This window comes from Nonomuraea sp. NPDC026600, assembly GCF_040638335.1.
Lineage (GTDB): Bacteria > Actinomycetota > Actinomycetes > Streptosporangiales > Streptosporangiaceae > Nonomuraea.
Genome location: NZ_JBEZYD010000010.1, coordinates 329,862 through 343,228, shown reverse-complemented (window position 1 = coordinate 343,228; position 13,367 = coordinate 329,862). Strand labels below are relative to the sequence as shown.

The following is a 13,367-nucleotide window of genomic DNA, read 5'->3' as shown; positions in this document are numbered from 1 at the left end:
AGGTCATCCTCGTTTCGGCGTCACGCTGCGCAACAACGATCGATCCGGACGCCAAGCGACAATCCCCCCAGACGGGCTACTTTGAAATCGCCCTGCTATTAGCCTGAGGTACGAAACGATCCGTGCATGGGCACACCCCTTGCATGTCACCAAGAACGTGCTACGCGAGATGCTAGGGAGGTATGAGCATGAATGAGGAGCTGTCCGAGGAGCTGGCCAGCGCGGCATGGCGCAAGGCCAAGGCTTCGGGCTCAAACAACGGCAACTGTCTGGAGGTTGCCCCGTTGTCCGGCGGGCGTGTCGGTATCCGTGACACTGAGGCTCCCGACCAGGCCCCGTACGTCGTCACCGCCCCCGTGTGGGAAGCTTTCAAAGACGGCGTCCGAAAGGGCGAATTCGACTTCTAACGTCACGCAAAGCCCCCGATATTACATCGGGGGCTTTGCTATCTCTACATTCCGGTTTGTCTTGTTGGTTGTACCACAAACAATCGCCACATCTGGCCTAACTTGAATTAGGCATCTAGCCTCAAGTGGAGAACAGTCCCCTACGCGGAGGCTCGAATGACCTTGACGCAAGATCAGCCCGTACGCCCGTGGGGTTTGAGCCGGATAGCCAAGCCTTCCCCGGTGGGACCACCGGAGTACGCCACCGTCGAATTCGACGCCGCAACCCAGCTCACCCACTTCTACGACGCCAGAGGCGAGATCGTGGACATGCAGAGGGGCACGGTGACCAAGTCGCCAAAGAACCAGGGGAACGACGGCACGGGCGGCCCGCTGGTTTCAGACGATTCTGACGACTGATGTCGCGTAGCCCGCGTACCGTGTTGGTCGTCACGTCTCCAGCGGACGAGACGGCCAACACGGTCATTCGAGCCTTGCAGGAGCGTGGGGCGCACGTGGCCCGCGTTGATCCTGCCGACATCGGGGCAGGGTTGACATTCAGCGCCCGCATCGGGGACGGCCACGACTGGTGGAGTGGCCAACTGGTGACGCCAAGCCGCAACGCACCCCTGGAAGAGATAGGGGCGGTCTATTACCGTCGGCCGAGCCCTTTGCGCAGCGACGCCGCCGACGAACAGGCCCGGTTGTTCGCGATCAACGAGGCCCGTCACGGGCTGGGCGGCATGTTGAGTAACCTACCGAACAGTCGCTACGCCAACCATCCCGGGGCGACCGAAAGAGCAGATTTCAAGATTGCTCAGTTGCAGGTGGCAGCCCGCCTCGGTATGCGCATTCCCAATACGCTCGTAACGAACGATCTGGACGCTGCTCGAGAATTCGCCCTCAAGCATGTGCACATCATCTACAAGTCATTTCGATCGGTCCCGGTCGCCCCAGACGGCCGCGTGGGCGCGATATGGACACAGCACGTAAATCCTGATGAGTTGGACCATTCGGTATCCATGACGGCGCACATGTTTCAGGAGAGGATCCGAAAGTCGAGCGATGCCAGGGTGACCGTAGTCGGTCGCCAGGTATTCGCCACTAGGATTACGCACCCGGGCGATGCCGTCGATTGGAGGGAGGGAGGCTGGGACGACCTGGTCTATGGCTACATTGACGTGCCCGAAATGATAAGGAAGGCTCTATGCGCCTACCTTGGACATTTTGGCCTTGTGTTCGGCTGTTTTGACTTTGCCCTCGAAGACGGCGAATTTGGCGAAACCTGGACATTCTTGGAGTGCAATCCAAATGGCCAATGGGCATGGCTTCCAGATTTCGGCACGATAGCGCAAGCCTTCGCTGACGTACTACTTGAAGGATGGTGGCCATGAGCGACCCGGCCGCAACGCTCCGCCTCGAACTGGCGGACAAAATAGGGTCCGCCGGTTGGCGAAAGGCACTAGAGACGGTGCCCCGCGAACGGTTCCTGGGAGAAGCTGTTTATCGCCCCGACAAGAACCGATTCGGCTGGTGGACGCCCGTCCGCCGCGCCGACACGCCCGAGGGCGCATGGCTCGCCCTGGCATACGCCAACGAGACATGGCCGACTCAGGTAGAGGGGCTCCTGGCTGAAGACTCGACACGGCCCGTATCTGGATACCCGTCGTCATCATCCACGCTTCCCAGCCTGGTCGTACGGATGCTTGAGGCCGCCGAGATCGAGGAGGGCGACAAGGTCCTGGAGATCGGAACAGGCACGGGCTACTCAACCGCGCTGATGTGTCAGCGACTTGGAAACGCCGCCGTCTTTTCGATCGAGTACGACCCGCTGGTTGCCGCCCGCGCCCGTGACGCGATCATGCGTGCAGGCTACGCTCCCACGCTGGTGGAGGGCGACGGGCTGCGCGGGCACGCGGAGAACGCCAAATACGATCGGCTCATCGCGACCTGCTCTGTCCGCACGATCCCCTGGGACTGGCCACAACAGATTCGTGGCGGGGGGACCATCACCGCTCCGTTGTCAGGATGGATGGGCGAGACCGCGTTCGCACATCTCACCGTGGACGACGACGACGGCGGCACGGCGAGCGGCCGTTTCCTCGAAGATGACCTCTCCTTCATGACCGCCCGATCACACCTGCCCCCGCCGCGCCCGCCATTGGTGAGGGGTTTGGGGATTGCCCGCGAGTCCAGAGTCGATCCGTCGGTCCTCCAGGACAGAACAGCTCTATGGGTCGCCCAACTGGCCATTCCGCAAGCGCAAATTGCATGGGGCGATGGCGCCACGTTCCTCGTCGACGCCGGCACCGGTTCGCGGGCCGAAGCTCAACCGGATCCCGCACGCGGATGGACTGTGCGCCAGCACGGACCGCTCAAACTGTGGGACGCGGTCGAGAAGGCCATCAAAACGTGGCAGGAAGCGGGCAGCCCGCATAAGTCTGGCTTCGGGCTCACGGTCACTCGTGAGGGCCAGCGGGTGTGGCTCGGTGACCCCGCGGGGCCGGACTGGAGTCTGCCGGCCTAGCAAGTCGACGCTCGAAGTCGAAAACCTATACCCCCGAGTGATCGTTCAGGTGCTGCGGGCGAGCCACTCCACCGAGGACACGCCCGTCCACGTCCTGGAGACGATCTGCGCCGCCAACCGGCACATCTTCCCAATCCGCCAGGTCTCCGGCTACGACGAATTCTGAGCTCAGAGCCCGGCAGCCCTCACGGCCTTTCGGAGTCCGGTTCCTCCACGGTGCTGAAACGGTCGGCGAACGCAGGCCGATGCGGCCCGCGTGTCGTCCGGTGAGCGCAGGCTCAGACGCAGCCTCTCCGCTTCAAGGACTTGGACCAGGCCGGGAGTACGTCGGTGATCTGCGGACGGGTGATGGACCAGAGTTCACGCCCGTACCCCAGCGCGAGTTCCTGGCCGCCCAGGAGGACGTAGGAGGTCTTGTCGAAGATGAGGGATTCGCGGGAGACGGCGCCCCCGGGGCCTCGGTTGTCCACCCGGGTCACTGCGATGCCCGATTTGCCGGTGGCGTCCTTGAGCTCTTCCGTCTCGATGCCCGGCAGGGTCGCGGCGATCTTGAAGATGGCTGCCTGCTGCTTGGGCGGGACCGGGCTGCCGAGGATGTTGAGGGCGCCGTTCCAGGTCTGGGTCACTGTGTCCTTGCCGGGGACCATTTCGTTACCGCGTTCGGCCAGCTTGTGTCGGAGTTGCTCCTGGTCGGTCGGCCATTCTCGGAGGTCGGCGTAGGCGGGGCGCCCAGCGCCACGTTCGGGGCACCGGGTCAGGAGTTCCTTGTACTCGTGGCCTTGCGGCCTGGATTTCGACGGCTTGTGCCAGAGGAGTCCTGGGCGGGAGCCGTCGACGGACTCCCAGACCTCGCCCGTGATGTGGCGCGGACCGACGTTGGGAACCCCGTTTTCGCTGCGCGTCTCCGCGAACCGCTCGTAGTGGAGGTACTGGTCGTCGCGGGGTTCCGGCCACGGGGTGGCGGTCGCGGCCTCGGCCGCCAGCCTCAGGACCTCGGCGGCGCTCGCGGGCGCGGAGGGGTTGAACGTCTGGACGGTAATCACTCCTGCGGTCATCGCCGCGACCAGGCCGCCTGCCAGCATCAGACGCCGAAGGCCGGCCGCTCGGGCCCGGGGTCGCCGCTTCGTGCGGGCTTCGGCCAGGAGGGCGGTACGGGCGGGGGCGAGGCGGTCCGCCGTGGGGTGCGGCTTGTCGGCGAACAGGTCGCGCAGTTCGGTCAGGTCGCTCAGTTCGTTCATGAGGTCTGCTCCGTCGTGGGGTCGGTGCTGCCGAGGACGTTGCGGACGATGGCCCGCGCGCGGTTGAGGCGGGAACGGACTGTTCCGATCGGGATGGACAGGGCGTTGGCGACCTCCTCGTAGGTGAGGTCGGCCCAGGCCACGAGTAAGAGGACGTCGCGGTCGCGGGCCTTCAGTGAGGCGAGCGCCTGGGTGAGAGGGCGGCGTACGGCATGCGCGCTCGCCCGCTCAAGAGCTTGTTCCACGGCGTTGTCGGCGTCGGGAAGCCCGCCCATTTTCGAGTACGCCTTGTAGCGGTGTATCTCGGCGCGCTGATGCCGGCGGATGAAGTTGGTCGCGATGCCGTACAACCAGGGGAGGGCCTCCGGACGGGCGGTGTTGTAGTCGCGGCGCTGCCTGAACGCGGCGAGGAACGTCTCGGAGACGACGTCGTCGGCCGTGTCGTCGCCGAGCCTGCGGGCCACATAACGGTGGATGTGTCCCGCGTGCCTGTCGAACAGCAAGGCGAAATCCTCGGGATCTCGCCACGACCGTTCGATCAGGGCGGCGTCAGACAGGGTCGTACTGAGCGGCATGCGGTTGGGTCTTCCCAAGGAAGTAGTGTCGCCCGTCTTTCACCCGAGTCAGGAAACGAGTTCACGGAACGCTGCCGACCGCCCGGCAGGCTCGGGTGAAGGCCAAGAGCGCGCGCCAGGATCCGCCGCCGCGGCCAGGCGCGGGAGGACTTCGTGCTGGAGACTGCTGATCAACCTTCGCGCTCGCCGTCGACCATGTGGTGTCGCATCAGTGGCGGTGTCAGGGCGGCAACGGCGCGGTGTCAGAGCGGTTGGCGATGGTTGAGCCATGAACGGTTCAGCGATTGCGGCCTCGGGGTTGCGAACTGGGCCACGCCGAGCTCGCAAGAGCGAAACAACGCAGCACAAGGAGCACATGATGCAGACGTTCGACACCCCCGCCCCGATCTCCGCCGTCCTGGACATCCCCGCGGGACGCGTCCGGTTCATCGCCGCCGACCGGGCCGACACCGCCGTCGAGGTCGTGCCGGTGAACGCGTCGAAGAGCCGGGATGTGAAGGCGGCGGAGCAGACCACGGTCGGATACGCCGACGGGGTCCTGCGGATCGTGAGTGCCGAGGCGAAGAACCAGTACTTCGGCCCGTCTGGATCCATCGAGGTGACGATCCAGCTGCCCGCCGGTTCCCGGGTCGAGGCCAAGGCGGCCAGCACCGAACTCCGGGCGGTTGGCCGCCTTGGCGATGTCGTCTTCGACGGCGCGTACAGCCAGATCAAGATCGACGAGGCGGCGAGTGTCCGCCTCACCGCGGTCGACGGTGACGTCGAGGTCGGCCGGCTGGGCGGCCCCGCGGAGATCAGCACCGCACGGGGCGACATCCGGATCGCCGAGGCCGCGGGCGGTACGGTCGTGCTGCGCACCCAGTCCGGCGACATCTCGATCGCCGCCGCCGCCGGTGTCTCGGCCGCCCTGGACGCCGGCACCAGCCACGGCCGCATCACCAACGCTCTCAAGAACGACGGCACCACCGAACTCGACATCCACGCCACCACCTCCAACGGCGACATCACCGCCCGCAGCTTGTGACCCGCAGACTCCAGAGTTCATCCCCGACCTTCGTGCGGCGCTCATGGAGCCCATGAGCGCCGCGCTGGGGCGGGCCTTACAAGATCGAACACTGCGCCGCCAACCGGCACATCTTCCCGATCGGCCAGGTCTCCGGCTACGACGAATTCTGAGCTCAGAGCCCGGCAGCCCTCACGGCCTTTCGGAGTCCGGTTTCTCTGCGGTGGTGAAACGTTCGGCGAACGCAGCTCTGTTGGCGGAATCGGGTGAGCGGTCCCAGACCGCGAAGACAACCCGTTCGAACACCGTCGAGAATGCGCCGTCTGCGAGGAGATGGTGGTGAAATGCCGCGGCGACCTGGCGCGGGTCGTTGCGGAACACCCCGCACCCCCAGGCGCCGAGGACCAGTTGGCGCGCGCCGTGGTGAGCGGCCACGGCCAGTACTCGTTCCGCACGCTCGTAGAGCACACGCTGGATTCGGTTCCGCGCGCTCGGCTCACGGCGCAGCAGTTGTCCGGCGTTGGGAGCGGGGCAGGTCAGGAACGAGACCGGATACGGCTCGGTCAGCAATCGGCCGTCGTCGTCGCGGTGCACGGGAACGTCGGGGGACCAGATGACGCGGTGGCTGTAGAGCAGGTCAGGGGAGTCGCGGTGGGACGCGTAGTAGTCGGGCGCCTGAAGGAGGCAGGGATACAACAGAGCGTTGCGGCAGAGATCCTCTTCCTGTGCTTTGGCGCCGCCGAGGTAGCCGCCTCCGGGGTTGCGGGCCGAGGCGAAGTTCAAAACGGTGATTTGTTCGGCCCCGGCAAGGTGCAGTCGTCGCGCGGCCTGAAGGCTGCCCTCAGCCGTCACCTCGAAAGACGTCCGGTGACCGGTCGCCGTGTGGGGCACATCGACGAGCCCGTCCGGTGGATGGCTCACAGTGCCGGAGACCGCTGCCTCCAGTGCCGGGCCCACGACGACGATGGTGCCGTCATCGGTCGTGTACTCGCCATCGGCGATGATCTGGGCGTTGACGGCCGCGATCCCACGCAATCTTCTGCTCACGCGTCCGCATGCTAGGCCTTGACCGTCTCACCGGGCGAACAGTTTCCGCCCGCCTACGAACGCCGAAGGGATCGATACCGAGGAGCGATGTGTGGTGGTCACGCCGAGCGGGACTCGGCGGTGGCTGTTGCGATGTCCTGTTCCAGTAGGTCGTTGTGGATCGCGACCGCGACGGTGCTGGCATGGCCTGCCGCGCCGATCGCCAGCAGGGCGGGGACGGTCGTAGTGCCGGTCGCCCAGACGCCAGGGACACTGGTGCGGCCCGCCGAGTCCGTCTCGACCGCCCCGGCTGCCGTTCCCGTGTCTGTGTGGCGGCAGCCGAGCTGCTGGGCGAGGTCTGTTTGCTGGCGTTGACGAGTGACGACGAAGACGGCGCGCATGGGGAGAGGGGCGCCATCGGCGAACTCAATGCTGTGCAGGCGCCCGTCATAGGACATGAGGCGGCGGACACGCTGTGTCTGGACCGCGACCCCGGCGGCATGGAGCCGCTCACGCTGGGCGGCATCGAGCTCGTCGCCGTCTGTCAGCAGTACGACATCACGGCTCCACCGGCTGAGCAGCAGTGCCCGATCGACTCCGCGCTGAGGCATGCCGCGAAGGCTCAGCTGCGCGAGAGGTTCTCCGCGGACTTCCCAACCATGGCAGTGCGGGCATGCGACAACATCCCGCCCCCACAACTCGGGAACACCTGGAACGTCCGGGAGTTCATCGATGAGCCCGGTGGCGAGAACGACCGCGCGGGTCTGCCAGATCCGCCCATCCTGGCTGGTCACGTGGAGACGGCCACCCACTGGCGCGTGCTCGATCCGGACCACGCGATCGTGTTCGAGAGCCACGTCGTAGTCGCCGAGGGCCGCTCGGCCGGTAGCCAGCAAGGCGGCCGGGGTGGGGCCGTGCTGTCCGAGGAAGTTGTGCACGTGCGCGGCGGGAGCGTTCCGGGGGCGACCGTCATCAATCACGATCACTCGGCGGCATGCCCGGCCGAGTGTGAGTGCGGCCTGAAGCCCTGCGTGGCTGCCGCCGATCACGACCACATCGGCGTCCGGCGTGTTCGGCTGATCCATGGCGGCCACCCATTCATCTCGTATGGTGATACGCGATTCTTGCATTATGGACAATGCTGCCGCGTGGGCGTACCTTGCCGCCACAGCCTTTCGGTAGATGAGACGCTGGGGGGCCAGGGGCGTGGAGCTTCGTGGGTGGCTCGCCGGTCGCCCCCGAGCTCGCGGTAGGAGGCTGAAATCGGCCGCTGGGGAGGCCGCCCCCGCATGAAGCTCGGTCATGTACGAAAACAGGACTAGCAGCTCCATGTCTCGTGGCGCAGGACGGCGCGCCAGCCGTCGGGGGTCCGGTGATAGGCCGTCGACGCGTACCATGACTGCGTTTCGTCGCCCATGGTGCTCATCACCTTGTAGGCGATCACGGCTGCCGCGTCGCCGAGTCGCCTGACGACGACATCGTGTGCCTGGCTGCGGCGTTCCGGCTGGCCGGTCTCCTGGGCGTAGATCTCAAGAAGCTCCTGCCTGGAGCTGAAACCCTCGTCCCCCATGTGCACGAAGTCCTCGGCGCAGTGGTCCAGCAAGAACCTTCCGTCGGCCGTAACGTCGGCGTCCAGCCAGTGCTGCTCGATCTCCCGCAGCGTTCTTTCCAGGTCGCTTGACGCCGCAGCAGTACGACGCCAAGCTCCGCGAGCTGCCGACCGACCCGAGGAAGCTGCTGGCCAAGGTCACAGGCGATCGCCACTGGATCGAGGGGGCACGCGAGGAGGGCGTTCCCAAGAGCGTCGTACCCGCCGATGTTCGCGCCTACAACGTGATCATGCTCTACCTGAGCAGGTACGGCACGATGCCACCGAAGCTGGAGGCGGCCATGTATCGCGCTTTGGCGCTCATTCCCGGCGTCCGGATCGAGCAGGGCGTGAGTGACGCCGCCGGCCGCAGCGGCCTGGGCGTCTGGCTGGAGCGAGCCGGCGATGCGCGGGCCTACCGCAAATACGAGATCTTGGATCCGGCTACCTACCGCTACCTGGGTAGCCGGATGGTCTGGCTGCGTGATGACGTGCCGCCCGGCAGGAGCCAACCCGTCGCCCGCAAGGGGGCGGTCTGGAGCACGGCCCTGCTGTCGTCGATGATCGTCGACCGTCCCGGCCAGCGAGGCTGAGCGCTCTCCTGCTCCCAGCTCTCCTGCCGCGAGCCCGACGGCGGCGGGCGACATGGTCGCCGCCTGCCGCCCGGGACCGGCATGCGGTGCCTGTCCGGCCTCGGTAGCTACTGCATGGGCACCGCGGTGCCAGAGACCTTGACGCGAGAGTCGCCGGGAATGGTGCTACATGTCAGGAGGCTGGGCCGCCCCATGTCGACGCCCTGGTGAATGGTGAGAACCGTGCCGTCTTCCAGGCGCCCCAGCGTACGCAGGTAGCCGGTGAAGGCGGCGGCCGCGGCGCCGGTGGCCGGGTCCTCGACGACGCCGCCAGGCGGGAACGGGTCGCGGGCGTGGTAGACGGTGGGGGATTCGGGCCAGAAGAGGTGGACGGTGGTCCAGCCCAGGTCAGCCATGATCTTGCCCAAGGCCTCGAAGTCGTAGTCGAGATCGGCCAGGCGACCCCGGCCGGCCGAGGCCAGAACGAGGTGGTCGTTGCCGGCGTTGGCGACGTGCGCCGGGTAGGCGGGGTCCACGTCGTCGGCCGACCAGCCCAGTGCGGCCAGCACGGGCCGTACCTCCTCTTCGGAGGCTGGACGGGTGGAGGTCGGCGGGCTGGTCAGGGTGGCGGTGATCCCACCGGCAGCATCTGTGGCGATGTCCACCGGGACCGGGCCCGCCTGGGTGGAGAGGTGCACGGTTCCGGGGCCGATCCGCTCGCCGAGCGCGACCGAGGCCGCGATCGTCGCGTGGCCGCAGAAGGCGACCTCGGCCAGGGGGCTGAAGTACTGGATCCGGTACTGGCGCTCGTCCGTGGGGTGCAGGAAGGCCGTCTCGGAGTAGCCGAGTTCGGCGGCGATGGCGAGCATCTCCGCGTCTGACAGCTCCCGGGCATCCAAGACCACTCCGGCGGGGTTGCCGCCAGCGGGAGTGGTGGTGAAAGCGGCATACCTGAGGACCTCGTTCATGCGGTCATCATGACGCATGCCAGTCTGAACAGACGCCGCGAGGCTGCGGCGATTGCCGCCTGCCGTGCTCACCAGCTGCTGCTGGTGAGGTTCACCTCCTGCGGGCCGCGACCGGGGGTGCCGGTGCAGCTGTGGTTCGCGGTTCCCGGATGGTCCCAAAGTTTGGTCAAACAGGTGCCGATGGCCTGCTGTGACGGCAACCCCGGCCGCCAGTGCCCAGATCCGGGACCGCCGCACTCTCGTCTGACGTGTCAGCATCGGAACCCCCGTATTACGTGATGAGGGTCCTGTTCTAGTCGGGACGGCATCTCGCTCAGTGGGGTGACGCGCCCGGAAGGGGTTTCCTGGCCGATCATTGGCGGGTCGCATAGCCGTCAATCATTTCTAGGCACCTGCTAATGTTCGTTGGCATGTGCTGGAGGTTGAGGTGAGTGATCCCGCGCCGACGGGCGACGATCTGGTGCGGGTGCTGGCCACCTTGTCCAGCCCGCACCGGCTGCGCGTCATCGCGGCCCTCGCCGGCGGCCGGAATTACGTCAGCCGACTGGCGCGTGAGCTCGGCATCAGCAGGGCGCTGCTCCAGGTCCACCTGAAGAAGCTGGAGGCCGCCGGTCTGGTTTCCTCGCAGCTGGAGCTGTCGGAAGAAGGAAAGGCAATGAAGTACTACGAGCTACGCAGGTTCTCGGTCCACCTGACGCCGGAGCGCATCCTGGACGCCGTGCGGACGCTGACCACCGACAAGGGCTCGGAGCGATGAACGAGCACGAGTGGCAGGAGGTCATCGGCACCATCGGCATGTTCGTCCTGATCACCGCCGTCATTGTCACGGTCATCTGGCAGTTCGCCATCTCCTGGCGGGCCAAGGCCCAACTGGCACGCGAGGCGGAGTACAAGAAGATCGCCGAGACCGCCGCCGCGTCCCAGCAGCACATCGGGCAGCAGCTCACCGAGATCAATGACCGGCTCTCGGCGCTGCGTGACCGTACCGACGCCATCGAACTGGTGCTCAAGGACGTCGAGTAGTCCCCCAAGACATGGTTCCGGGCCGCCGAGCTGCAACTCGACGGCCCGGGAGCGGGGAGACGAACCACCTCGCCGACAGGCGAGCTCTACAGGAACACTCCACCAACAACGAGGAGAGCAGTTCATGCTGCCCGAAAGCAAATCGGCCCCTCGCGTCAGCCCGCCGCCCGGCCCCGGGACGGCCAGGACCGGTGTGATCACGGCCGTCGCGGGGTGGTCCGTCCGGCACCGCACCCTGGCCATCGCCGGCTGGCTCGCGCTGGTCCTGGCCGCCGTGCTGTCCAGCGCGCTGGTCTCGGGTGACAAAGCGCGCGCCGTCGACGCCGGCGAGGCGGGCCGCGCCCAGCAGATGGTGAACGCCCAGCGCGGCGACAACTCCGTACGGGAGAACGTGCTGATCCAGCCGCATGACGGCACCGGACGCTTCTCCGACGACCCGGAGCTGCGCGCCGCCGTGAAAGACCTGGTGGCCCTGCTGGGCCGGACACCGGAGGCGGTTCGGGACATCGGCTCGCCGCTGGCGGCTCAGGGTGAGCGCTGGGTGTCGCGTGACGGTCGTTCCGGGCTGGTCACCTTCGAGGTGGCCGGTCCGGACGAACGGCGCGCCGACAACTACGCCACCGCCGCCACAGCCGTGGAGCAGGCTCAGCGGCGCCATCCTGGGGTGCGCCTCAGCCTGGCGGGCGACCGCAGCCTGTCCGGCGCGGTCGACGAGGGCATCAAGAACGACCTGGGGCGCGCCGAGACGACGTCCCTGCCACTGACCGTCTTGATCCTGCTGGCCGTGTTCGGCTCGCTGATCGCCGCCGGGATCCCGCTGCTGCTGTCGGCGACCGTCGTGGCGGCCACGTTCGGACTGCTGGGGTTCATCGGGCAGTGGGTGCCGTTCAACAGTGCCGCCTCGGCCATCGTGCTGCTGATCGGCATGGCCGTCGGCATCGACTACTCGCTGTTCTATCTGCGCCGGGTCCGGGAGGAACGCGCTGCGGGTCATGACGTGCGCGAGGCGCTGCGGCGTACCGCCGAGACGTCGGGGCACGCGATCGTGGCCTCCGGATTGACCGTGATGCTCTGCCTGGTCGGGCTGCTGTTCACCGGCGTGGACGTCTTCAAGGGCCTGACCGCCGGCACGGTCCTGGTCGTCGGCCTGGCAGTGCTCGGCTCATTGACGGTGCTGCCCGCGCTGCTGGCCGTTCTGGGGCGCCGGGTGGACTGGGCCCGAATCCCCTGGCTGGGCCGGCGCAGGATCGCGGCCGCCGAGTCCCGCGTCTGGGGGCGGGTGGCCCGGGCCGTGGTCGCCAGGCCGGTGCTGAGCGGGGCCGCCGCGGGGCTGGTGCTGCTGGTGCTGGCACTGCCCGTACTCGGCATCCGGCTCCAGGACGCGGCCGTGACCGCCAGCCTGCCGCCCGGCCTCTCCCCGGCGGTGGACGCCGCGACCGCGATGCAGCGCGAATTTCCCGGCGCGGCGACGGCTGCCCGGGTGGTTCTCGTACGCGAGGACGGCGGCCCGGCCGACACCCGGCAGGTGCGTGCCGCGATCGAAGGGCTGCACCGGCAGGCAGCCGCCGGCGGCGGCCTGCTGCTCGAACCGATCACCGCCGTCCCGGTCGGCCACGCGATGATGGTACGAGTGCCGCTGGCCGGGGCCGTCACCGACCCGGTGGCCGATCGGGCACTGGCCATGCTGCGCGAGCAGGCCCTGCCCGCGACGTTCGGGAAGGTGGCCGGCGTCTCCTACGCGGTGACCGGCAAGACCGCCATAGCCCACGATTTCGCCCAGCAGGTGAACGACCAGACCCCGATCGTGGTCGTTTTCATCCTCGCCCTGGCGTTCGTGCTGCTCGCCGTGACGTTCCGGTCGTGGGCGATCCCGCTCATGTCGATCCTGCTCAACCTGTTGTCCATCGGCGCCGCGTGCGGGGTGTTGGTCTGGGTCTTCCAGGACGGCAATCTGGAGTCGGTGCTGGGGTTCGGCTCCTATGGCGGGGTGGTGAGCTGGCTGCCGCTGTTCATGTTCGTCATCCTGTTCGGGCTGAGCATGGACTACCACATCTTCATCCTCAGCCGCATCAAGGAACGGCGGCTCGGCGGGGCCTCCGCCCGCGAGGCGATCGTCGGCGGCATCGCGGCCAGCGCCGGGGTGGTCAGCGGCGCGGCGTTCATCATGATCGGCGTCTTCACGGTCTTCGTGACGCTGTCCGCCATCGAGTACAAGATGCTGGGACTCGGTATGGCGGTCGCCATCCTCATCGACGCGACCGTGGTCCGCGGCGTGCTGCTGCCGGCCGCCATGGCGCTGCTGGGGGAGCGAACCTGGAGGCGACAAGCCGCGACGCCGCTGCCGTAGCAGGCCGCGCCGGTGTGGACCCGGCCACAGCACCCGGCGCATCGTCGGCGCATAGCGAATGTATTGATCCAGGCAGCCACCCTGATCTCACACGAACGCCCGGTACGGCCTTTG

General features: G+C 67.2%; 16 protein-coding genes. 10 read left to right on the top strand and 6 right to left on the bottom strand.

What is annotated here, in order from left to right; all coding sequences use genetic code 11:
• Window positions 1-188 precede the first annotated feature (188 nt).
• The 5 genes from AB0F17_RS25325 to AB0F17_RS25305 all read left to right on the top strand — a co-directional run bounded on the left by AB0F17_RS25325 (window position 189) and on the right by AB0F17_RS25305 (window position 3,079).
• Entirely contained in the window at window positions 189-407 is a 219-nt protein-coding gene (locus AB0F17_RS25325; RefSeq protein WP_358027050.1) for a DUF397 domain-containing protein, read from the top strand.
• A 156-nt stretch (window positions 408-563) separates the two neighbouring features.
• The gene (tgmA, locus tag AB0F17_RS25320; protein WP_358027047.1) at window positions 564-806 is read left to right on the top strand and encodes a putative ATP-grasp-modified RiPP; all 243 of its coding nucleotides are present in this window, start codon (window positions 564-566) and stop codon (window positions 804-806) included.
• A 20-nt stretch (window positions 807-826) separates the two neighbouring features.
• Complete coding sequence (gene tgmB, locus AB0F17_RS25315; protein WP_358027044.1) at window positions 827-1,780, top strand: ATP-grasp ribosomal peptide maturase; 954 nt, start codon at window positions 827-829, stop codon at window positions 1,778-1,780.
• Window positions 1,777-2,913, top strand: a complete 1,137-nt coding sequence (gene tgmC / locus AB0F17_RS25310; protein WP_358027041.1) for an ATP-grasp peptide maturase system methyltransferase — start codon at window positions 1,777-1,779, stop codon at window positions 2,911-2,913. The genes tgmB and tgmC overlap by 4 nt, the downstream gene beginning before the upstream one ends.
• Before the next feature lie 37 nt (window positions 2,914-2,950).
• Window positions 2,951-3,079: a hypothetical protein gene (locus tag AB0F17_RS25305; RefSeq protein ID WP_358027038.1), complete on the top strand. Its 129-nt coding sequence runs from the start codon at window positions 2,951-2,953 to the stop codon at window positions 3,077-3,079.
• A 112-nt stretch (window positions 3,080-3,191) separates the two neighbouring features.
• Here the strand turns inward: AB0F17_RS25305 and AB0F17_RS25300 are convergent, their stop codons facing one another.
• Complete coding sequence (locus AB0F17_RS25300) at window positions 3,192-4,151, bottom strand: CU044_5270 family protein (RefSeq protein ID WP_358027035.1); 960 nt, start codon at window positions 4,149-4,151, stop codon at window positions 3,192-3,194.
• Window positions 4,148-4,744 (bottom strand): RNA polymerase sigma factor, encoded by a 597-nt coding sequence (locus AB0F17_RS25295; RefSeq protein ID WP_358027033.1) that lies wholly within the window; start codon window positions 4,742-4,744, stop codon window positions 4,148-4,150. The genes AB0F17_RS25300 and AB0F17_RS25295 overlap by 4 nt, the downstream gene beginning before the upstream one ends.
• Before the next feature lie 340 nt (window positions 4,745-5,084).
• Here AB0F17_RS25295 and AB0F17_RS25290 point away from each other — a divergent pair, with 340 nt between their 5' ends.
• Window positions 5,085-5,750 (top strand): DUF4097 family beta strand repeat-containing protein, encoded by a 666-nt coding sequence (locus AB0F17_RS25290; protein ID WP_358027030.1) that lies wholly within the window; start codon window positions 5,085-5,087, stop codon window positions 5,748-5,750.
• A gap of 171 nt (window positions 5,751-5,921) precedes the next feature.
• Here AB0F17_RS25290 and AB0F17_RS25285 read toward each other — a convergent pair whose 3' ends face one another.
• The 3 genes from AB0F17_RS25285 to AB0F17_RS25275 form a co-directional block, all read right to left on the bottom strand.
• Window positions 5,922-6,776: a TIGR02452 family protein gene (locus tag AB0F17_RS25285; protein ID WP_358027027.1), complete on the bottom strand. Its 855-nt coding sequence runs from the start codon at window positions 6,774-6,776 to the stop codon at window positions 5,922-5,924.
• A 98-nt stretch (window positions 6,777-6,874) separates the two neighbouring features.
• The gene (locus AB0F17_RS25280; protein WP_358027024.1) at window positions 6,875-7,840 is read right to left on the bottom strand and encodes an NAD(P)/FAD-dependent oxidoreductase; all 966 of its coding nucleotides are present in this window, start codon (window positions 7,838-7,840) and stop codon (window positions 6,875-6,877) included.
• 233 nt (window positions 7,841-8,073) lie between these two features.
• The gene (locus AB0F17_RS25275; RefSeq protein ID WP_358027079.1) at window positions 8,074-8,406 is read right to left on the bottom strand and encodes a nuclear transport factor 2 family protein; all 333 of its coding nucleotides are present in this window, start codon (window positions 8,404-8,406) and stop codon (window positions 8,074-8,076) included.
• 26 nt (window positions 8,407-8,432) lie between these two features.
• On the opposite strand from AB0F17_RS25275, the gene AB0F17_RS25270 reads away from it, so the two are divergent.
• Window positions 8,433-8,936 (top strand): hypothetical protein, encoded by a 504-nt coding sequence (locus AB0F17_RS25270; RefSeq protein ID WP_358027022.1) that lies wholly within the window; start codon window positions 8,433-8,435, stop codon window positions 8,934-8,936.
• 107 nt (window positions 8,937-9,043) lie between these two features.
• On the opposite strand, the gene AB0F17_RS25265 is transcribed toward AB0F17_RS25270, so the two are convergent.
• Window positions 9,044-9,883, bottom strand: coding sequence for a PhzF family phenazine biosynthesis isomerase (locus tag AB0F17_RS25265; RefSeq protein ID WP_358027019.1), 840 nt, complete (start codon window positions 9,881-9,883; stop codon window positions 9,044-9,046).
• A gap of 427 nt (window positions 9,884-10,310) precedes the next feature.
• Between AB0F17_RS25265 and AB0F17_RS25260 the strand changes: the two genes are divergently transcribed.
• The 3 genes from AB0F17_RS25260 (at window position 10,311) to AB0F17_RS25250 (ending at window position 13,253) form a co-directional block, all read left to right on the top strand.
• Window positions 10,311-10,640: an ArsR family transcriptional regulator gene (locus AB0F17_RS25260; protein ID WP_358027016.1), complete on the top strand. Its 330-nt coding sequence runs from the start codon at window positions 10,311-10,313 to the stop codon at window positions 10,638-10,640.
• Window positions 10,637-10,906: a hypothetical protein gene (locus tag AB0F17_RS25255; RefSeq protein ID WP_358027014.1), complete on the top strand. Its 270-nt coding sequence runs from the start codon at window positions 10,637-10,639 to the stop codon at window positions 10,904-10,906. Before AB0F17_RS25260 ends, AB0F17_RS25255 begins: the two co-directional genes overlap by 4 nt.
• Window positions 10,907-11,030: 124 nt before the next feature.
• Window positions 11,031-13,253: an MMPL family transporter gene (locus tag AB0F17_RS25250; protein ID WP_358027011.1), complete on the top strand. Its 2,223-nt coding sequence runs from the start codon at window positions 11,031-11,033 to the stop codon at window positions 13,251-13,253.
• The last annotated feature ends 114 nt before the right edge of the window (window positions 13,254-13,367 follow it).